General features: G+C 72.9%; 22 protein-coding genes. 10 read left to right on the plus strand and 12 right to left on the minus strand.

The genetic code is table 11. The annotated features are described in order from the left end of the window. Positions 1-34: 34 nt before the first annotated feature. Both MET2598_RS42010 and MET2598_RS0102755 read right to left on the minus strand, forming a co-directional pair. Entirely contained in the window at positions 35-208 is a 174-nt protein-coding gene (locus MET2598_RS42010) for a hypothetical protein (protein WP_012334199.1), read from the minus strand. Then, entirely contained in the window at positions 205-399 is a 195-nt protein-coding gene (locus MET2598_RS0102755; protein ID WP_236728655.1) for a hypothetical protein, read from the minus strand. The genes MET2598_RS42010 and MET2598_RS0102755 overlap by 4 nt, the downstream gene beginning before the upstream one ends. Before the next feature lie 237 nt (positions 400-636). Between MET2598_RS0102755 and MET2598_RS0102760 the strand changes: the two genes are divergently transcribed. Then, positions 637-930 (plus strand): hypothetical protein, encoded by a 294-nt coding sequence (locus tag MET2598_RS0102760; RefSeq protein WP_012334197.1) that lies wholly within the window; start codon positions 637-639, stop codon positions 928-930. 314 nt (positions 931-1,244) lie between these two features. On the opposite strand, the gene cysK is transcribed toward MET2598_RS0102760, so the two are convergent. Together cysK and MET2598_RS0102770 are read right to left on the minus strand one after the other, a co-directional pair. After that, positions 1,245-2,228, minus strand: coding sequence for a cysteine synthase A (gene cysK, locus MET2598_RS0102765; protein ID WP_012334196.1), 984 nt, complete (start codon positions 2,226-2,228; stop codon positions 1,245-1,247). A gap of 140 nt (positions 2,229-2,368) precedes the next feature. Beyond that, positions 2,369-4,126 carry an ABC transporter ATP-binding protein gene (locus tag MET2598_RS0102770; protein ID WP_018259805.1) on the minus strand — a complete coding sequence of 586 codons (1,758 nt, stop codon included), beginning with the start codon at positions 4,124-4,126 and terminating at the stop codon, positions 2,369-2,371. Positions 4,127-4,366: 240 nt separating this feature from the next. Here MET2598_RS0102770 and trxA point away from each other — a divergent pair, with 240 nt between their 5' ends. Together trxA and MET2598_RS0102780 are read left to right on the plus strand one after the other, a co-directional pair. Next, positions 4,367-5,275, plus strand: a complete 909-nt coding sequence (trxA, locus tag MET2598_RS0102775) for a thioredoxin (RefSeq protein ID WP_012334194.1) — start codon at positions 4,367-4,369, stop codon at positions 5,273-5,275. Positions 5,276-5,341: 66 nt separating this feature from the next. Further along, positions 5,342-6,010: an LON peptidase substrate-binding domain-containing protein gene (locus tag MET2598_RS0102780; RefSeq protein WP_012334193.1), complete on the plus strand. Its 669-nt coding sequence runs from the start codon at positions 5,342-5,344 to the stop codon at positions 6,008-6,010. 126 nt (positions 6,011-6,136) lie between these two features. On the opposite strand, the gene MET2598_RS0102785 is transcribed toward MET2598_RS0102780, so the two are convergent. The 5 genes from MET2598_RS0102785 to MET2598_RS0102805 all read right to left on the minus strand — a co-directional run bounded on the left by MET2598_RS0102785 (position 6,137) and on the right by MET2598_RS0102805 (position 8,991). Continuing rightward, a complete protein-coding gene (locus MET2598_RS0102785) occupies positions 6,137-6,598 on the minus strand; it encodes a peptidylprolyl isomerase (RefSeq protein ID WP_012334192.1) in 462 nt (153 codons plus the stop codon). Continuing rightward, positions 6,591-7,076 (minus strand): hypothetical protein, encoded by a 486-nt coding sequence (locus tag MET2598_RS0102790; RefSeq protein WP_018259806.1) that lies wholly within the window; start codon positions 7,074-7,076, stop codon positions 6,591-6,593. The genes MET2598_RS0102785 and MET2598_RS0102790 overlap by 8 nt, the downstream gene beginning before the upstream one ends. After that, positions 7,066-7,605, minus strand: a complete 540-nt coding sequence (locus MET2598_RS0102795) for a peptidylprolyl isomerase (RefSeq protein WP_012334190.1) — start codon at positions 7,603-7,605, stop codon at positions 7,066-7,068. The genes MET2598_RS0102790 and MET2598_RS0102795 overlap by 11 nt, the downstream gene beginning before the upstream one ends. Positions 7,606-7,706: 101 nt before the next feature. Then, a complete protein-coding gene (gene coaD / locus MET2598_RS0102800; protein ID WP_012334189.1) occupies positions 7,707-8,207 on the minus strand; it encodes a pantetheine-phosphate adenylyltransferase in 501 nt (166 codons plus the stop codon). 43 nt (positions 8,208-8,250) lie between these two features. After that, positions 8,251-8,991 (minus strand): phosphodiester glycosidase family protein, encoded by a 741-nt coding sequence (locus MET2598_RS0102805; protein ID WP_018259807.1) that lies wholly within the window; start codon positions 8,989-8,991, stop codon positions 8,251-8,253. Positions 8,992-9,117: 126 nt separating this feature from the next. On the opposite strand from MET2598_RS0102805, the gene MET2598_RS0102810 reads away from it, so the two are divergent. Continuing rightward, the gene (locus tag MET2598_RS0102810) at positions 9,118-9,687 is read left to right on the plus strand and encodes a hypothetical protein (RefSeq protein ID WP_018259808.1); all 570 of its coding nucleotides are present in this window, start codon (positions 9,118-9,120) and stop codon (positions 9,685-9,687) included. Positions 9,688-9,736: 49 nt separating this feature from the next. On the opposite strand, the gene MET2598_RS0102815 is transcribed toward MET2598_RS0102810, so the two are convergent. Continuing rightward, a complete protein-coding gene (locus MET2598_RS0102815) occupies positions 9,737-10,138 on the minus strand; it encodes a DUF4174 domain-containing protein (RefSeq protein WP_012334186.1) in 402 nt (133 codons plus the stop codon). Positions 10,139-10,331: 193 nt separating this feature from the next. Between MET2598_RS0102815 and MET2598_RS0102820 the strand changes: the two genes are divergently transcribed. The 5 genes from MET2598_RS0102820 to MET2598_RS0102840 all read left to right on the plus strand — a co-directional run bounded on the left by MET2598_RS0102820 (position 10,332) and on the right by MET2598_RS0102840 (position 14,593). Then, positions 10,332-11,345, plus strand: a complete 1,014-nt coding sequence (locus MET2598_RS0102820) for an NADP-dependent oxidoreductase (RefSeq protein ID WP_018259809.1) — start codon at positions 10,332-10,334, stop codon at positions 11,343-11,345. 161 nt (positions 11,346-11,506) lie between these two features. Further along, on the plus strand, positions 11,507-11,731 hold the full coding sequence (locus MET2598_RS0102825) for a hypothetical protein (protein WP_012334184.1): 225 nt from the start codon (positions 11,507-11,509) through the stop codon (positions 11,729-11,731). A 229-nt stretch (positions 11,732-11,960) separates the two neighbouring features. Continuing rightward, positions 11,961-13,043 carry a transglycosylase SLT domain-containing protein gene (locus MET2598_RS0102830; RefSeq protein WP_012334183.1) on the plus strand — a complete coding sequence of 361 codons (1,083 nt, stop codon included), beginning with the start codon at positions 11,961-11,963 and terminating at the stop codon, positions 13,041-13,043. A 132-nt stretch (positions 13,044-13,175) separates the two neighbouring features. Further along, positions 13,176-13,427 (plus strand): hypothetical protein, encoded by a 252-nt coding sequence (locus tag MET2598_RS0102835; RefSeq protein WP_012334182.1) that lies wholly within the window; start codon positions 13,176-13,178, stop codon positions 13,425-13,427. 521 nt (positions 13,428-13,948) lie between these two features. Then, the gene (locus MET2598_RS0102840; protein ID WP_012334181.1) at positions 13,949-14,593 is read left to right on the plus strand and encodes a L,D-transpeptidase; all 645 of its coding nucleotides are present in this window, start codon (positions 13,949-13,951) and stop codon (positions 14,591-14,593) included. A 252-nt stretch (positions 14,594-14,845) separates the two neighbouring features. Here MET2598_RS0102840 and MET2598_RS0102845 read toward each other — a convergent pair whose 3' ends face one another. Beyond that, positions 14,846-15,418, minus strand: a complete 573-nt coding sequence (locus MET2598_RS0102845; protein ID WP_012334180.1) for a L,D-transpeptidase — start codon at positions 15,416-15,418, stop codon at positions 14,846-14,848. Between the two features lie 122 nt (positions 15,419-15,540). Further along, positions 15,541-16,422, minus strand: a complete 882-nt coding sequence (locus MET2598_RS0102850; RefSeq protein WP_442918986.1) for an alpha/beta fold hydrolase — start codon at positions 16,420-16,422, stop codon at positions 15,541-15,543. 570 nt (positions 16,423-16,992) lie between these two features. Here MET2598_RS0102850 and ssb point away from each other — a divergent pair. Beyond that, complete coding sequence (gene ssb / locus MET2598_RS0102855; RefSeq protein ID WP_012334178.1) at positions 16,993-17,508, plus strand: single-stranded DNA-binding protein; 516 nt, start codon at positions 16,993-16,995, stop codon at positions 17,506-17,508. Positions 17,509-17,533: the final 25 nt, after the last annotated feature.

The raw sequence follows: 17,533 nt of genomic DNA on the forward strand, positions 1-17,533 counted from the left end.
CAAGATGGGGTGCGGGCGCGCCGCCGTCGAGACGTCAGCCGGTGCCGGGATCGGTCTCGTCGCCCTGCCGGTCGGACGCGTCGGCACCCGAGCGGTTCTCCGCTCCCTTGCCGTCCTGCGGCACCGCCGCCACGCCCTTCAAATCCTCGGCCGTCACCGGCCGGTCGGTGCGCGCCGGACGGGCCTGCTCCCGGGTCTCGTCGCTCATCGGCCGTCCTCCTCGTCGCCGAGGGCGGCGGTGGCCCGCGCGATCGCCTCTTTCGCCGCGGGCGGCGGAGCGTCGGCCGGGCGTCCGGCCCCCTCCGGGCGCCCGCGCGGCGGCTGGCGGTCCCGGCCCGCCGCGCCGGCGCGATCCGACTCGCGGTCGAAGTCCCGGTCCGTTCCGTCGGTCCTCGTCATGCCCGGCCCCATGCTCGGCTCCTGCGGCTGGTGTCGCGATCCGGGTTCAACAGGCGGCGCGGCGCGAAGTTGCCCGGCGCGATCCGCATTCACGAGGATTCGGCCTTCCGCCGGGCCCGGTGACGGAGCGAAACGGGGCGAAACCCGGCCCACCCTCTTTCATCCCGCCGCGTCCTGTCGCAGTCTCGGGCGGAGACAAGCCGCCGGGAGAGCGGCTCCCGATCCTGGAGGTATGCCATGGTCATGCCGAACCGCCTCGTGAAATCCGCCTGGATCGCCGCGGAGGTCACGCGGGAGACGGCCGAGAAGGTTCTGGTCGTCGAGGCCTACATCGCCGTGAGCCCGCTGGAGAGCGGCTACGATCCGGCGCGCTACGGGCAGCTCGTCGAGGATGTGCGCCGGATCCTGGCCGAGAACCCGGATATCGACCGGGCCTCGATCCTGAGCGTGCACCGGGAATCGCGCTGCGCGGCCCTGTTCCGGCGCTCGGTGCCGGATTGCACGGCCGGCAAGCCCGAATTGGTCGCCTGATCCGGGATCCGCTCGATCGAAGCGGGTCCCGGCTCACGAGCCCGCGCGGCGCCTGAGCGCGGCGCCTGAGCGAAGCCGACATCCGCATCGCCGAAATGCGAGATGGCGAAGCGATCAACCGGATGTCGTATGCCAAGCCCGCGCGGCGCCTGAGCGAAGCCGACATCCGCATTGCGAAGCAATTCGTCGGATGTCGTATGCCAAGCCCGCGCGGCGCCTGAGCGAAGCCGACATCCACATCGCGAAGCGATCAACCGGATGTCGGATGAGGCGGCCGGCCGCCCGCGGGCGCGGGAGGCCGGACCGCTCCGCGGTCAGATCCCGTCGAACAGCGCCGAGGAGATGTAGCGCTCGGCGAAGGAGCAGGCGACGGTGACGATGCGCTTGCCCCGATTCTCGGGCCGGGCGCCGATCTCCAGGGCCGCCGCCACGTTGGCGCCCGTCGAGATGCCGCCCGGAATGCCTTCCAGCCGGCCGAGCAGGCGGGCGGTCTCGAAGGCGGTCTGGTTCGACACCGTCACCACCTCGTCGATGACGTCGCGGTCGAGCACGTTCGGCACGAAGCCGGCGCCGATGCCCTGGATCTTGTGCGGGCCGGGATTGCCGCCCGAGAGCACCGGGGAATCCTCCGGCTCGACCGCGACCAGCCGCAGCTGCGGCAGCCGCGGCTTCAGCACCTGTCCGACCCCCGTGATGGTGCCGCCGGTGCCGACGCCCGATACGAAGACGTCGAGCCGGCCCTGCGTGTCGTTCCAGATCTCCTCCGCGGTGGTCTTGCGGTGGATCTCGGGATTGGCCGGGTTGTTGAACTGCTGGGGCATCACCGAGCCCGGGATCTCCCTGAGGAGTTCCTCGGCCTTGGCGACCGCACCCTTCATGCCCTGCGGGCCGGGGGTGAGCACCAGTTCGGCGCCGAGGAAGGCCAGCATCTTGCGGCGCTCCAGCGACATCGTCTCGGGCATGACCAGGATCAGCCGGTAGCCGCGGGCCGCCGCCACGAAGGCGAGCGCGATGCCGGTATTGCCGGAGGTCGGCTCGACCAGGGTGCCGCCGGGCTTCAGGTCGCCCGAGGCTTCGAGCGCGTCGATCATGTTCACGCCGATGCGGTCCTTCACGGAGGCGATCGGGTTGAAGAATTCGAGCTTCAGCAGGATCTCGGCCTCGACGCCGCGCTCCCTGGGCAGCCGGTTCAGCCGCACGAGCGGGGTGTTGCCGATGGTCTCGGTGATCGACCCGAAGACGCGGCCGTGGCCGGGCGCGCGGCCCGTATCCGAGGCGGTGATGGCGGCGTCGGCCATGTGGATATCTCCTGGGCGGCGAAGATGACGCAGCGGCTCCCTGAGCCGGCTCCGCCTCACGCCTAGCCTAAATCCGAGCTGACGTCGAGATATAAGAGGTTATACATTTTTCAACTGTGAAATTGGCGCCCGCGAGGCGATCACGCCGGTTCGAGGCGCCCGAGCCGCGGCAGCACCGTCTCGGGCGGGCCGGACTCGGCGACGCGGCCGTCCTCGAGCACGTGGATCACGTCCGCGCGGGCGAGGCTGGTGAGGCGGTGGGCGACCATCACGATGGTGCGGGTGCCCGCCAGAGCCGCGATGGCGGCCATCACGGCGGCCTCGGTCTCGCCGTCGAGGGCGGAGGTCGCCTCGTCGAACACGATCACGTCCGGGTCGTGGTAGAGCGCGCGGGCGATGCCGATGCGCTGGCGCTGCCCCCCCGACAGGCGCGCGCCGCGCTCGCCGACGGCGGTCTCGAAGCCCGCCGGCAGGGCGGCGACGACCGGGTCGAGCCCCGCGAGGCGCGCGGCCCGCGCGATCGCGGCGGGATCGGGCGCGGCGACGCCGAGGGCGATGTTCTCGGCGACGGTGCCGTCGATCAGGAACACGTCCTGCGGCACGTAGCCGATCCGGTTCTGCCACGCGGGCAGGCGCGCCGCGTCGAGGGGAACGCCGTCGATCCGGATCGCGCCCTCGCCCGGGACGACGAGGCCGAGGAGCAGCCCGACCAGGGTCGACTTGCCCGAGCCGGTGCGCCCGACGAGCCCGACGGTGGTGTGGGCCGCGATGGCGAGGTCGAGACCGCGCAGCACCGGCCGCCCGGGCTCGTACGCGAAGGAGACGCCCTCGAAGCGGATCGCCTCGCGGAAGGGCAGGCGCTCGGCGGGCCGGGGCGGCAGCGGGTGCTCGCGGGCGAGCTCGTCCACGATCCGGCCCAGTGCCGGCAGGTAGAAGCGCAGCTGCGCCAGGGAGTTGAAGATGTTCTGGAAGGCCGGGAGCATCCGGTAGCCCGCGAAGGCGAACAGGCCGAGGAGCGGGAGGAGCGCGGCCGTGTCGAGCCCGCGCGCCAGGGCGTAGAGCACCACCACGATGACCCCGCCGAAGGCGAGCGCCTCGATGACGTAGCGCGGCAGCTGCCCGGTCACGAGGCTCGCCGCGCTGGCGCGCGCATAGGCCCGGGCGGGCGCGTCGAAGCGGGCCGTGAACGACCCGACCCGGCCGTAGAGCGAGAGTTCCGTCAGGGCCCCGAAGGTCTCCTGCACGACGCGGAAGCGCGTCTCGTTGTCGGCCGTGGCCCGGGCGCCGATCCGGGCGAGGCGCGCGCGCACGAGCAGGTAGAGCCCGACGTAGAGGCTGCCGAACCCGGCCCCCAGGATCAGCGCCAGCGCCGGCGCGTAAAGGAGGAGGAAGAGCGCGACCGCCCCGGCCGAGACCGCCCGCGAGGCGATGACGAAGCCCGGCGTCAGCACCCCGATCACGAGCCGGTCGGTCTCGCTGAGCACGTTCTTGGCGAGTTCGGCGCTGTTGGTGCGGGCGAAGAAGAGCCGGTCGCGGGTGACGTAGCGGGCGAGCAGGCGCCGGGCGAGGCCGTAGCCGGTGAGGTGCGCGAACAGGAGCTGCGCGTAGGTGAGGCCCGCATTCACGACGCTGACGGTGAGGATCGCGCCGAGCGCCGAGAGCCCGGTCGCCATCAGGAAGGCGCGGTCGTCGGTGAGACCGAGCGTCGCGCGCAGGGCCGCCACCACGGGCTGGCGTGAGGCCGCGCCGGGATCGCCGACCAGGGTGAGGAAGGGCACGACCGAGGCGACCCCGGCGATCTCCAGCAGGCCCGCCGCGGCGAGGCCGAGGGCGAGCAGGGTGATGCGCCGCCGCTCCGGCGGCCGCATCACGCGGAGAAGGTCGATCAGCGCGCGCATGGTGCCCCGCGCCTACGCGGGCGGGACCGGACAGGCAAGCCTCGCGGCGAGGCGCCCGGGGCCGGCCCCCGCAGGGAGTCGCCGCAGGATTTCGCCGCAGGATTTCGCCGCAGGATTTTGCTTGGCGGCGGTGGTGCCGGCGCACTAGTCAGGCTGGCGGTGCGACCCCATGTCTTGGCGGTCACACTCCACCGGACTATCCGGAACCGTCGAAACGCCCGTCGTTTCCCCGAGGTCTTCATGCTCACCGACACCCCCGCGGCCGGCCAAGCGCCCGCGGACGCCCTGATCAAGGACACCACCACCAACGCCTTCCGCCAGGACGTCATGCAGGAGTCCCTGCGGCAGCCCGTGCTGGTCGACTTCTGGGCGCCCTGGTGCGGCCCCTGCAAGCAGCTGACGCCGATCCTCGAGAAGGCGGTCAAGAATGCCGGCGGCAAGGTGAAGCTCGTCAAGATGAACATCGACGAGCACCCGCAGATCGCCGGCCAGCTCGGCATCCAGTCGATCCCGGCCGTGATCGCCTTCCAGCGCGGCCAGCCGGTCGACGGCTTCATGGGCGCCCTGCCCGAGGGCCAGGTGAAGGCCTTCATCGAGCGCCTCGTCGGCCCGCTCGGGCCGACCGACGTCGAGGCCCTGATGGCCGAGGCGGAGGCCGTGGCCCAGGAGGGCGATTCCGACGCGGCCGCCGAGATCTACAGCGCCGTCCTGGCGCAGGAGCCCGGCCACGCGGGCGCGATCGCGGCCCTGGCCAAGCTCGTCCTCGACCGCGGCGACGTCGAGGGTGCGCGCCAGTTCCTCGACGCGGCCCCGCCGGAGGCGGCCAAGAGCGCCGCGGTGGCCAGCGTGCGCGCCGCCATCGACCTCGCCGAGCAGGCCGCCTCCCTGGGCGATCTCGGCGCGCTGCAGCGGCAGGTGGAGTCGGAGCCGTCCGACCACCAGGCGCGTTTCGATCTGGCGCTCGGGCTCAATGCTCGGGGCCGCCAGGAGGATGCGGTCAACCACCTGATCGAGATCGTGCGGCGCGACCGGGGCTGGAACGAGGACGCCGCGCGCAAGCAGCTGCTGCAGTTCTTCGAGGCCTGGGGCCCGATGGACCCGATGACCATCCGGGGCCGGCGCAAGCTGTCGTCGCTGATGTTCTCGTAAGTGACAGGCCGGCCGGGGCGCCACGCGCCCCGGGGGCCGGCCGCGGACAGGGGCGGGGGCGGCGCGATGAGCATGAACGTGGCGTACAAGGGTCCCGGCGATTGCCCGACCGTGATCCCGGTCTTTCCGCTTCCGGGGGCGCTGCTGCTGCCCCGCGGCCAGATGCCGCTCAACATCTTCGAGCCGCGCTACCTCGCCATGGTGGACGACGCGCTGCGCTCCGACCGGGTGATCGGGATGATCCAGCCCGACGTCGACGCGAGCGAGCAGCCCCTCGCCCCGAAGCTCTACCGCGTCGGCTGCGCCGGGCGGATCACGCAGTTCGCCGAGACCGGCGACGGCCGCTACCTGATCTCGCTCACCGGCATCGCCCGGTTCCGGGTCGAGGAGGAGATGGCGACGACCACGCCCTACCGGCTCTGCCGGGTGAGCTTCGATCCCTTCACGGCGGATTTCCACGCGCGGGCGGGCGAGGAGCGGGTCGACCGAGCGGGCGTGCTGCGGGCGCTCAAGGATTTCGTGGAGGCCAACGACCTCAAGGTCGACTGGGCAGGGATCGAGGAGGCGCCCAACGAGGCGCTGGTCAACGCGCTCTGCATGATGAGCCCGTTCGGCCCGCGCGAGAAGCAGGCGATGCTTGAGGCGCCGGACCTGAAGACCCGCGCCGAGGTGCTGATCGCCGTGACCGAGATGGAACTCGTGCGGGGATCGGGGAGCGAGCCGACGCTGCAGTGACCCGCGGGGCGCCCGGGGCGGGCGCCCATCCGGACGGCCCTGCGCGGCATCGTCCAGGGCGCGGGGTGGCCGCCGACCCCTGCGGGACCGGCGCCGGATCGCCGCTCAGGCGGCGCGGAGTGCCGCTCAGGCGGCCTGCTTCACCCGCATCGAGACGATCTTGTCCGGGTCGCGCACGGGCTCGCCGCGCTTGATCTGGTCGACCACCTCCATGCCCTCGGTCACCTTGCCCCAGACAGTGTACTGGCGGTTGAGGAAGGGCGCGTCCGCGAAGCAGATGAAGAACTGCGAATTCGCCGAGTGCGGGAAGCTGGTGCGGGCCATCGAGCAGGTGCCGCGCACGTGCGGCTCGGCGTTGAATTCGGCCTTGAGGTCGGGCAGGTCCGAGCCGCCGGTGCCGGTGCCGGTCGGGTCGCCGGTCTGGGCCATGAACCCGTCGATCACCCGGTGGAACGGCACGCCGTCGTAGAAGCCCTGCTCCGCCAGGGTACGGATCCGCTCGACGTGGTTGGGGGCGAGGTCGGGGCGCAGCTGGATGACGACGCGGCCCTTGGTCGTCTCCATCACGAGGGTGTTCTGGTCACTCATGCCGGGTCTCCTTTTCTCCGGAATACACGAAACGCAGGGCGATGGGGCGGCCCGCGACGGCCCCGCCCAGGGCCGCCGTGAGGGCGACCGGGGTGCAGGCCCGGACCGCCCGCTGCGCCGCCTCGACGAGCGGCCGGCGCCGCTCGGGCGGCAGGCTGGCGAAGGTCACGCGCGGCACGCCTGCGAGGCGCCCGTCGCGGGTGAGGCTCAGCCGCAGGGTGACCTGGCCGCGCCCGAGGCCGGGCGGCGGGTCCCAGCAGGCGGCCAGCGCCGGGTAGAGCTGGACCAGCGTGTTGGCGGGAGAGACCAGGGCGGCGCGGTCGACCGGCACCCGCACCGTCGCCCGCAGGGTCGTGGGCAGCGAGGGCAGCAGCGGGGCCTCGTCGTCCTCGAACTGGGCGGCGGCCGGGCCGGCCGCCAGGGCGAGCGCCGCCGCCGCGGCGATCAGCCCCGCCGGTCCGGGCCCGCTACTGACCATCCTGGGCCAGCGTCATCCGGACGATCTTGTCGGGGTTCTGCACTTGGCCGTTGGCGGACTTCGCGCCCTTCTTGATCTTGTCGACCACGTCCATGCCGGCGGTGACGGTGCCCACCACCGTGTACTGGTTGTTGAGGAAGGGCGCCTCGTCGAAGCAGATGAAGAACTGCGAGTTGGCGGAGTTCGGGTCCTGCGAGCGGGCCATGCCGACCGTGCCGCGCTTGAACGGCGTCGGCGTGAATTCGGCCGGCAGGTCGGGCAGCTTCGACTTGCCGGTGCCGGTGCCGGTCGGGTCGCCGGTCTGGGCCATGAACCCGTCGATCACCCGGTGGAACGGCACGCCGTTGTAGAAGCCCTGCCGGACCAGCGTCTTGATCTGCTGCGCGTGCTTGGGCGCGAGTTCGGGCCGCAGCTGGATGGTGATGCGGCCGTCCTTGGTGTCGAGGTAGACCGTGTTGGCGTCCGGCGCCGCGGCGGCGCCGAAGGATGCCGCGACGGTGAACGCCAGGGCGACGAGCCAGCGGATCATCGGGAAATCTCCTTCAGCTGGGGAATGCGGCCGGGATCGGCCCAGGGCTTTGCGAAACAAGGCTTGGCGAATCAAGGCTTGGCGGATCAAGGCTTAGAAAATCACGGCTTGGCGAAGCGGGCGCGCAGGCGCTCGGCCACGAGATCGGGCACGAAGGGCCGCACGTCGCCCCCCATCGCGGCGATCTGGCGCACCAGCGTGGCGGTGATCGGGCGCACGCCGGTCGAGGCCGGCAGGAAGACCGTCTGCACCTCCGGGGCCATGGCGCCGTTCATCCCCGCGAGCTGCATCTCGTAGTCGAGGTCGGTCCCGTCGCGCAGGCCGCGGATGAACAGGCTCGCCCCGACCCGCCGCGCCGCCGAGACCGCGAGATCGTCGAAGGTGACCACGTCGAGCGCCGCGCCCTCCGCGGCGGCGAGGGGCGCGCAGATCTCCCGCAGCAGCTCCGCCCGCTCCTCGGCGCCGAACAGGGGCGTCTTGCCCGGATGAACCCCGATGGCGATGACGAGCCGCGGGACCAGCCGGCAGGCCTGCCGGATCACGTCCACGTGGCCGTTGGTCACCGGATCGAAGGACCCGGCATAGAGCGCGGTGCGGTTCATCGCGGCGTCAGGTAGACCATCGGCCGCGGGAAGGAAATGGGCCTCAGCGCGGGACCGCGCCGATAAGCGGCCCGAGGGGGCGGCTCAGGTCCTGGCGGTTGAGCGCGGGCGCGTAGAGGCTCGACACGCTGCCGTCGAGGAAGAGCGCGTTCGGGCAGCCGAGCGCGTCGCGGAACAGCCGGGCGAAGGCCCCGAAGGTGACCGGCGCCTCCGAGATGGCGAAGACGGCGACGTGCCCGTCGGGCCTCACCCCGACGCCGTTGCGGATCTTCAGCGAGGGACCGTTCGTCGAGATCTTCGGGTGGATGCGGCCGGCGAGCACCAGCATCGGCCCGGACTGGGTCGCGTACTCGGCCCGCACGCGGGCGCGCAGGTAGCGGCCGGTCTCCAGCACGCCGGCCCGGTCGCCGCTGACGTAGAAGACGCCGTTCGGCTTGAGGTGGAAATTGCCGGGGCCGTTCGCCGTGTTGGCGGCTTTGAGCTCGCGCCCCTCCTCCACGTAGAGGCCGACCGGCGCGAGACCGGCATCGTACATGCCGGCATTCATCGCGAAGCTGAGCCCCTTGCCCTGCGCGGCGGCGAGGCGGCCGAGGGAGGCGTAGGGCTGCCCGTCGGCGCCGCGCCAGAACAGCTTGATCCGGCTCCTGCGCAGGTCCACCGTGCAGGCGACGAAGCGCTCGCCCTCGTGGCTGACCGGCACGCAGGGCTCGGCCGCGCGCGCCGCGACGGCCCAGAGCAGCAGCGCCCCCGCGGTCCACGCCCTCGCCCCGCCCCAACCAAGCATGTCCGGCCCTCGCGTTCGCCTCGCCGGGCCGCTCGGTAGCACGCGATCACCTTCCTGTGCAGCGGGGACCGAAACCCTCGCAGCCGCGTTTCCTTTTGGGACAGGTCGCAATTCGGAGATGACGACATGACACGCGTGATGGTGGCGTCGGCAGCCCTGGTGGGCGCGCTTATGCTGGCCCCGACGATGGCGGAGGCGCGCGGCGGCTTCGGCGGCGGCGGCTTCCACGGCGGTGGCGGCGGCTTCCGCGGCGGCCTCGGCGGGGGCGGATTCCGCGGCGGCCTCGGCGGGGGCGGGTTCCGCGGCGGGTTCGCGGGAGGCGGGTTCCGCGGCGCCGGCTTCGGGGGCGGCTCCCGGAATGCGGGCTTCGGCGCCGGTCTCGGACGGCCGGCCTTCGGCGGCGGCTACGGCTTCCGCGGCGCCCGGTTCGGCTACGGGGGCTACGGCTATCGCGGCTACGGCTACCGCGGCTACGGTTACCGCCGGGGCTACGGCTACGGCGCCGCCGGCCTGGGCCTCGGCCTCGGACTCGGCCTCGCGGCCGCCTCGGCCTACCCGTACTATTACGGGGGCTACTACCCGGCGAGCTATTACGGCTACGGCTACGACGATTACGGCGGCTGTTACCAAGTGCCTCGGGTGCGCTGGACGCCCTACGGCTACCGGCGCGTCCTGGTGACCCGCTGCGATTACTGACCGCGACAGCGGGGCCGTCACAGCGGGGCCGTCCTCGGGCGGCCCCGCCTCAGCGCCGGCCGGCCTCGTCGCGGCGCATCGGCATGGCGTCGATGGTGGCGAAGAGCGTCTCGGCGGGGATCGGCGCGGCGGCCCTGAGCTTGGCGGTGCCGTCCTTGCCCACCAGCACGGCGCGAAACTCCTGCGCCGGCAGGGCGAGCGCCCGCCGGATCGCCGCTGCCTGCGGACCCGCACCGACCGCCTCGACGAGGACGAGGTTCCGCTCCGCCGCCCCGGCCTCGTGCCGCGCGAGGACGCGCCGCTGCGCCGCGACGCGCGGGTCGTCCGGGGTTGCGGCGACCACGAGCAGGCGCGCCTTCCAGCGGTAGCGGTCCAGGGGTGAGCCGGCGGCGGGCGTCGGCGCGAGCGCGGCGGCGGCGAGCGCGGCCGGCAGGAGCGTGGTCAGGATCATCGGAACGGTCCGGCGAGGGGCTCGGCGCGGAAATAGATCCGGGCGCCCCGGGGGCCAGGGGAGGCGGCGGGCGCGCCGGCCGCGCCCTCGGCCCGCCCCGGGCAAGCGTGGCGTTGACCCGAAGCCGCCCGGGCACCAAGTCCGGGGCGTCGCGCACGCCGCGCCCGCCGGCGGCCATGCCAGGGAGACCCCCATGTCAGACCTCAACCGCCGCATCGTCCTCGCCGCCCGCCCGCACGGCGAGCCGAACCCGGCGCATTTCCGGCTCGAACGGGGCGCCGTGCCGGTCCCGCGGGAGGGCGAGGTGCTGCTGCGCAACCGCTACCTGTCCCTCGATCCCTACATGCGCGGCCGGATGAGCGCGGCGAAATCCTACGCCAAGCCGGTCGAGATCAACGAGGTCATGGTCGGCGGCACGGTCGCGGAGGTGGTGGCCTCCCACAATCCCGGCTTCGCGGCCGGCGACACGGTGCTGGCCTATGGCGGCTGGCAGGATTTCGCGGTCTCGGATGGGAGAGGCCTGCGCAAGCTCGATCCCGCGGTCGCCCCGGTCACCACCGCGCTCGGGATCCTCGGCATGCCGGGGATGACCGCCTACACGGGCCTGCTCACCATCGGCGCTCCCAAGCCCGGCGAGACGGTCGTGGTGGCGGCCGCGACCGGGCCGGTGGGCTCCCTGGTCGGTCAGATCGCCAAGCTGAAGGGCGCGCGGGCGGTCGGGATCGCGGGCGGCCCCGACAAGTGCCGCCACCTCACCGAGGAGCTCGGCTTCGACGCCGCGGTCGACCACCGCAGCGCCGACCTGCCGGGGGCGCTGGCGGCGGCCTGCCCGAACGGGATCGACGTCTATTTCGAGAATGTCGGCGGCGCCGTCTTCGACGCGGTGCTGCCGCTCCTCAACGATTTCGCCCGGATCCCGGTCTGCGGCCTGGTGGCGAACTACAACATGACCGAGCTCCCTCCCGGCCCGGACCGGGTGCCGGCGCTGATGCGCGCCACCTTGAGCAAGCGCCTCACCTTCCGGGGCTTCATCGTCTGGGACTTCGCCGACCAGGAGCCCGCCTTCCTGCGCGACGTCGCCGAATGGCTCCGCGACGGGCGGATCCGCTACCGGGAGGACATCGTGGAAGGTCTCGAACAGGCGCCCGAGGCCTTCATCGGCCTCCTGAAGGGCCGCAACTTCGGGAAGCTCGTGGTGAAACTCTGACCCGGCGCCCGCGGCGCCGCCTGGACTGCGCTTCCCCTGGCGTCGGGCGCCGCTCCCGGGAACCGGGCGCCGGGATCCGGGTTCCTCCTCTCACCCGCCACGGTTGCGGCGGCCGCCCGGGTCGGGTGGCCGCGACCGCGCGGGTTTCCGGAGGAGAAGCGATGAGACAGATCCTGATCGCCGCGTCCGTCGCGGCCGGCCTCGCGGCCGCGAGCGGTGCCGCCGAGGCGAAGGGTTGCATCAAGGGCGCGATCGCCGGCGGGGTCGCCGGGCATTACGCGGGCGGCCACACCCTGGCGGGCGCGGCGGCCGGGTGCGCCATCGGCCGCCACCAGGCCAACAAGCGCGACCGCGCCGCTCCGCAGCAGCAGCCGGTCTCGCGCTGAGCCGCGCCGCCCCTGTGCCGCGGCGCAGCACGCCCCTGGCCAAGCTTTCCCGGCTTGCTCCAAGTTAAGCTTGGCCGTTCGGCGCCGGGCGAGTCGCGGCTCCATCGGCAAAGCCTTGTCCCGCACAAGATCACGGCGGCGCGAGCGGCGCCGTCTTATCGCCACAACTCCCCGGCTTCCTGGCCGAAACGCGCCGGACACATTCGGCCCAGCTCGGGGATGACCCTTCATGACGCATCGCGCGATCGGACCGTCGGCCCAGGTCGTCCGCTGGGCCCCCGCCGGTCCGCGGGACGCGCTGGTGGTCGGCGGCCGGGCCGCCCCGGGCGGCGTTCCGGTCCTGGCCCGCACCATCCTCACCGCCGCCTGCCTGGCGGCGGGGCTGGGGTCGCTCCTGCACCGCTACGGTCCGGACCTCGTGAGTTCGGCCGGCCCGCCGGTCGCCCTGATGGCCGACCTCCTGGTGATGCCCAAGGTGATGCCCAAGCCCCGCCTGCAGGCCGCGCCCAAGGAGGCGCCGATCAGCATGCCGGTGCACGACCTCGACACCGCGCTCGGGGCGGACGGCGTCGACCGGGTCTCCTACGACGACCTGCTCTCGGCGACGACGGGCGGCGACCCGAACGAGGTGCTGGCCTTCGGGCCGATGCGGGTGCGCCGCCACATCGTCCAGACCATCGTCAAGGCCGCCTACAGGGTCGGCATGGATCCGGTCCTGCTGATGGCGATCGCCGACAAGGAGTCGAGCTTCGCCACCGAGGTCCAGGCCCGCACCTCCTCGGCGACCGGCCTCTACCAGTTCATCGAGCGCACCTGGCTCCAGGTGATGCGCGAGTTCGGCGCCCAGCACGGCCTCGCCCGCGAGGCGTCGCTGATCGCCGAGGACAACACGGTGGCGGATGCGGCCGAGAAGGCCCGCATCCTCGACATGCGCCGGGACCCGGCCCTCTCGGCCCTGCTGGCCGGGGAGATGCTCAAGCGCGACAGCACCCGGATCGCCGCCCGCATCGGCCGCTCGCTCTCGGTGGGCGAGACCTACCTCGCGCACTTCCTCGGACCCGACGACGCCGAGCGCTTCATGGCGAAGGTCGTCGAGGAGCCGAAGGCGGAGGCCGCCGCCCTGCTGCCGAAGCCCGCCAAGGCCAACAAGCCGATCTTCTACGAGCGGGTCGGGCGCCGGAAGGCCCGCAGCCTGACGGTGGCGCAGGTGCACGACAAGTTCGAGGCGATGATGACGACCCGCGGCGACCGCTACCGGGACGTCGGCGCGCTGATGGGCGTGATGGCCTACGCGGCCGCGCAGACCCCCTGAACGGACCCGTTTGACCCGCCTCCCGGCTGCCCTAACCTCCCCTCGTCCGGCCGAGGGCCGGACCCGCCACGCCTGCGCATTAGCCGGCGGGGCGGACGGGAGGATGCCGCGCAGAGGCAGATGAGGAGCGCGATGGCCGCGAAGGACGATTCGGATTCCTACGCACGCGAGTACGCCGACACCGCCGGGCAGCAGGCGGCGTTCTTCCGCGAGCAGGCGGAGCGTCACCGGCGCGAGGCCGCCCGGGCGCGCGTGACGGCCGACATGAGCCAGGGCGAGGACCGCGCCGCGCAGACGCGCCGGGCCGAGCACCTCGAATCGCTGGGCCGCGCCGACGATACCATGGCGGAAGCCTTCGAGGCCCGGGCTCGCGGCCCGAACTGAGGGCGCGGAGCGGGCCTCTCCCCCGACGGCAGGGCCGATCGCGATCCCCCCGGGGCCCGACGCGGCCGCGCGGCTGCGCGGACCGCCGGGCGAGCCTGCACACCTCCGCGATCCTCGCGCCGCCCGCCGCGGGGCGGACGCGACGACCCCGCGCGCGGCGGGGACGCGGTCGCGCCGATCGGCGCATCCATGCGTGCCGCGCAGGTGGTGTCTGCATCAAACGCCGAGCTTGCGACGTCGCCGGGCGGCAGGCACGGGCGCGACGCGCTCCGCCCCGGCCCGTCGCGGAGCGACGCGTCCCCCTCACGGCCAAGCCGGAAAGACGAAGCCCAGACGCCGCCCCGCCAACGGCCAAGGTGCGCCGGCGCACCGCAGCATCCGCCGGCCCGGGCCAAGCAGAAACCCGCACAGCGACGGCTCAGCGGTTCACCACAGCACGAAGCGCGGCTTTTCCCGGGAACCGAAGTCGCCGTCGAACATTCTTAACTGCAAAGGTAACTGCTGAGGTAAGGCTCCCGCTCATGAAGATCTTCGCCTCCGCCCTCGCGGGCGTCCTCGGTGCCTGCGTGCTCGCCTCGGCCCCGGTCAAGGCGGCCCCCTACGACCCGTTCGATGTCAATCCCGGCGAGGAGTACTACGCGAGCCGGCCCTACGGGGCGCCCTTCTCCGCCGCTCCCTACGGACGGGGGCAGGCCGCCGGGAGCACCGACCAGGCGCAGGTCGCCCCGATCCCGCGGGAGCTCGTGCCCTTCGACGGCCGCTACGCTCCGGGCACGGTCGTGGTCTCGACGGCCGAGCGCCGCCTCTACTACGTGCTCGGCGACGGCATGGCGATCCGCTACGGGGTCGGCGTCGGCCGCCCGGGCTTCACCTGGTCGGGCACGAAGACGATCGTCGCCAAGAAGGAGTGGCCGTCCTGGACGCCCCCGAAGGAGATGCTGGCCCGCCGCCCCGACCTGCCGCGCTACATGGCCGGCGGCATCGACAACCCGCTCGGCGCCCGCGCCATGTACATCGGCGGCACGCTCTACCGCATCCACGGCTCGAACGAGCCCGACACGATCGGCCAGGCGGTCTCCTCCGGGTGCATCCGCATGACCAACGACGACGTCACCGACCTCTACGAGCGCGTCAAGGTCGGCTCCAGGGTCGTCGTCCTCAACTGACAATCCGATCCGTCACGCTCTTCGGAGACGGGCGGATCAGCGAGCGTGCGACGGGCCGTTCTCCACCGGGAGGGCGGCCCGTTCCGCATGGGGGTTGGTCGCGATGCGCGCGGGTCGCGGGGCGGTCGCCCGGCCGGGCCCGTCGCTTCGGGTGCCCGCCGCGAGGCACCCCGCCTGCGAAGTCGCTCCGGAGGGCACCGGGCGGGATCCCCGCGGCCGCTCGGCGACACGCCCGCGGGACGCGCCCCGTCCCTACGGCAGCACCACCACCTTCGTGCCGACCTTCACCCGGCCGTAGAGGTCGATGACGTCCCGGTTCGTCATGCGGATGCATCCCGAGGACACCGCCGCCCCGATCGTCTCGGGCTCGTTCGAGCCGTGGATGCGGTAGAGCGACGAGCCGAGATACAGCGCCCGGGCGCCGAGCGGGTTGTCCATGCCGCCGGCCATGTAGCGCGGAAGGTCCGGGCGGCGCCTGAGCATCTGCTCGGGCGGGCGCCAGGCCGGCCATTCCTTCTTCATCGTCACGGTCTTGGTGCCCGACCAGGAGAACCCGTCGCGGCCCACGCCGACGCCGTACTGGATCGCCTCCTGGTTCGGCAGGATGTAGTAGAGCCGCCGCTGGCTGGTCGAGACCACGACCGTGCCGGGCTTGTAGGGGCTGTTCCAGCCGATGGTCTGGCGGGGCACCGCCTGCTGGCGGAAGACCGTCAGGAAATCGGCGAGCGGCCCGCTGTCGAGCAGGCTGGCGGCGTGGCCGGGCATGGTGCCGGCCAGGGCCAGCAGGGCGGCGCCGCAGAGCGGCGCCAGGATGCGAGGCGTCATCGTCCCCTCCTCCGCGGGAGCGCCGCCGGGCGGCGCGGAAGCGCCGGGATGGCCGAGGGGAGTCGGGCCGGTCAACCCAGGCGCGTACGTGCGCCGGCGGGTGACGCTTTCCCGCCACAGGCTCACGCGGTCGCGGCGGCGCCGGTCAGGAAGGCCAGGAGGGCGCGGTTCACCTCCGCCGCTTCCTCGTGCTGGACCCAGTGCGTGGCCTCCGGAAAGCGCCGGATCTCCCCCGCGGCGCAGCGCGCGAGGCTGGCCTCGGCGAGCCCCGCTTCGAGCGCGGTGTCCCGCTCGCCCCACAGGATCAGAACCGGCGGTCGGACGGGATCCGGGAGCGGGCGCCGGGGCAGGCGCAGCCCGCGGTACCAGTTGAGCATGCCGGTGAGGGCTCCGGGCTCGCTCCAAGCCCGGGCGTAGCGATCGAGCGCGGCCGCGTCGAAGGTCCCGGGGCGGCTCGATCCCGCCAGCGCGCGGCGCAGCAGCGCGAAATCGCCCGCGCGCAGCAGCGCCTCGGGCAGCCAGGGCAGCTGGAACAGGCCCATGTAGCTGCTGCGCAGGATCTGGGTCGGATGGCGCCCGACATAGCCGAAGAACACGTCCGGGTGCGGCGCATTGAGGATCGCGGCGCGCTCGACCCGCTCGGCGTACCGGGCCGCGCATTGCCACGCCACGACGCCTCCCCAATCGTGACCGACGAGCCGGATCCTGTCCCGCGCGAACGCGTCGGCGAGGCCGATCACGTCCGCCGCCAGCTCGTCCAGGTGATAGGCTCCGAGATCCTTCGGCTTGCCGCTCGCCCCGTAGCCGCGCTGGTCGGGCGCGACCACCCGCAGGCCCGCGGCGGCGAGCGGGCCGATCTGGTGGCGCCAGCCGTACCAGAATTCCGGGAATCCGTGCAGCAGCAGCGTGAGCGGCCCGTCCGGCGGCCCGGCCTCGGCGAGGTGCAGCACCGTCCCGCGGACCCGGATCGCCCGCGTCGTCACCTCAGGCAGGTCTGTCAGCACGGGTTCCTCCACGGCGGCCGGCTCCGCAACGAGAACGGGGTGCGCCGCCTCCGGATCCGGCGGCCACCCCGATCCTCCGCCGGGCAGCGCGGGCTCCTCTGCGGCACGTCGCCGGCCTGATCGGCCCTCGTCCGCGGCCGGCGTCAACCGGCCGTTCAGCACAGCGCGTGGCTTCTCTGCATCAGCTGCCACCAATCCCTTGACGAGACCTTCGAGGCACTTGCCCCGAGCAATGGCGCGAGCCTATATTTGGCGTCGCAGCACGGCGATGGCGTCGTCGTTCTGCTGCCCTCTTTGGGCGTTTCCTCCCTAGACTTGGGCCACACCGCGCGTGTGGCCTTTTTTCTTTGGGGGTCGTTCTCCGGCCGGCGAGGGCGCGCCCCCTTGCCCGAAACGCCGAACAAATATAGAACAAGAGCGATCCCACCGGCTGTGTGTTCCGGGCACAGGCGGCCCGTCGGCCTTGCCGGTGCGGATCCGTTCGGCCCACCCTCGCGCCGTCCCGCGGACGGTGCGCGGCCCAGGGCCGGGCGCGGCAGCCCGAGAGAGATGGACGGCAAGGAGAGCGTGATGGCGGGCAGCGTGAACAAGGTGATCCTGGTGGGCAATCTCGGGCGCGACCCCGAGGTGCGCCGCCTCGCCTCCGGCGACCCGGTGGTGAATCTCCGGCTCGCGACCTCGGAATCCTGGAAGGACAAGCAGTCCGGGGAGCGCAAGGAGAAGACCGAGTGGCACTCGGTCGTGATCTACAACGAGAATCTGGCCCGCGTGGCCGAGCAGTACCTGCGCAAGGGCTCCAAGGTCTACGTCGAGGGGCAGCTCCAGACCCGCAAGTGGCAGGACCAGTCCGGCGTCGAGAAGTACACGACCGAGGTGGTGCTGCAGCGTTTCCGGGGCGAGCTGACGATCCTCGACGGGCGCGGCGGCGGCGAGATGGGCGCGGCCGACGACATGGGCGGCGGTCAGATCAGCCGCGGCGGCGATTTCGGCGGCGGCGGCCGCTCCTCGGGCGGCGAGCGCCGGCCGGCCCCGGCGGGCGGCGGCCAGAAGCGCTACGACGACCTGGACGACGACATCCCGTTCTAGCGCATGTGCGACGAAGGGGATGCCG

Origin of the sequence: Methylobacterium sp. WSM2598, from assembly GCF_000379105.1 — a bacterium.
Taxonomy (GTDB): Bacteria; Pseudomonadota; Alphaproteobacteria; order Rhizobiales; family Beijerinckiaceae; genus Methylobacterium.

Bases quoted from the DNA above. Each gene is read 5' to 3' on its own strand.
- MET2598_RS0102810 (WP_018259808.1), top strand. From the start codon at position 9,118: ATGACACGCGTGATGGTGGCGTCGGCAGCCCTGGTGGGCGCGCTTATG.
- MET2598_RS0102830 (WP_012334183.1), top strand. From the start codon at position 11,961: ATGACGCATCGCGCGATCGGACCGTCGGCCCAGGTCGTCCGCTGGGCC.
- MET2598_RS0102795 (WP_012334190.1), bottom strand. From the start codon at position 7,605: ATGATCCGCTGGCTCGTCGCCCTGGCGTTCACCGTCGCGGCATCCTTC.
- MET2598_RS0102825 (WP_012334184.1), top strand. From the start codon at position 11,507: ATGAGACAGATCCTGATCGCCGCGTCCGTCGCGGCCGGCCTCGCGGCC.
- MET2598_RS0102805 (WP_018259807.1), bottom strand. From the start codon at position 8,991: ATGCTTGGTTGGGGCGGGGCGAGGGCGTGGACCGCGGGGGCGCTGCTG.
- ssb (WP_012334178.1), top strand. From the start codon at position 16,993: ATGGCGGGCAGCGTGAACAAGGTGATCCTGGTGGGCAATCTCGGGCGC.
- MET2598_RS0102760 (WP_012334197.1), top strand. From the start codon at position 637: ATGGTCATGCCGAACCGCCTCGTGAAATCCGCCTGGATCGCCGCGGAG.
- MET2598_RS0102845 (WP_012334180.1), bottom strand. From the start codon at position 15,418: ATGACGCCTCGCATCCTGGCGCCGCTCTGCGGCGCCGCCCTGCTGGCC.
- cysK (WP_012334196.1), bottom strand. From the start codon at position 2,228: ATGGCCGACGCCGCCATCACCGCCTCGGATACGGGCCGCGCGCCCGGC.
- MET2598_RS0102755 (WP_236728655.1), bottom strand. From the start codon at position 399: ATGACGAGGACCGACGGAACGGACCGGGACTTCGACCGCGAGTCGGAT.
- coaD (WP_012334189.1), bottom strand. From the start codon at position 8,207: ATGAACCGCACCGCGCTCTATGCCGGGTCCTTCGATCCGGTGACCAAC.
- MET2598_RS42010 (WP_012334199.1), bottom strand. From the start codon at position 208: ATGAGCGACGAGACCCGGGAGCAGGCCCGTCCGGCGCGCACCGACCGG.
- MET2598_RS0102790 (WP_018259806.1), bottom strand. From the start codon at position 7,076: ATGGTCAGTAGCGGGCCCGGACCGGCGGGGCTGATCGCCGCGGCGGCG.
- MET2598_RS0102840 (WP_012334181.1), top strand. From the start codon at position 13,949: ATGAAGATCTTCGCCTCCGCCCTCGCGGGCGTCCTCGGTGCCTGCGTG.
- MET2598_RS0102835 (WP_012334182.1), top strand. From the start codon at position 13,176: ATGGCCGCGAAGGACGATTCGGATTCCTACGCACGCGAGTACGCCGAC.
- MET2598_RS0102820 (WP_018259809.1), top strand. From the start codon at position 10,332: ATGTCAGACCTCAACCGCCGCATCGTCCTCGCCGCCCGCCCGCACGGC.
- MET2598_RS0102770 (WP_018259805.1), bottom strand. From the start codon at position 4,126: ATGCGCGCGCTGATCGACCTTCTCCGCGTGATGCGGCCGCCGGAGCGG.
- trxA (WP_012334194.1), top strand. From the start codon at position 4,367: ATGCTCACCGACACCCCCGCGGCCGGCCAAGCGCCCGCGGACGCCCTG.
- MET2598_RS0102815 (WP_012334186.1), bottom strand. From the start codon at position 10,138: ATGATCCTGACCACGCTCCTGCCGGCCGCGCTCGCCGCCGCCGCGCTC.
- MET2598_RS0102780 (WP_012334193.1), top strand. From the start codon at position 5,342: ATGAGCATGAACGTGGCGTACAAGGGTCCCGGCGATTGCCCGACCGTG.
- MET2598_RS0102785 (WP_012334192.1), bottom strand. From the start codon at position 6,598: ATGAGTGACCAGAACACCCTCGTGATGGAGACGACCAAGGGCCGCGTC.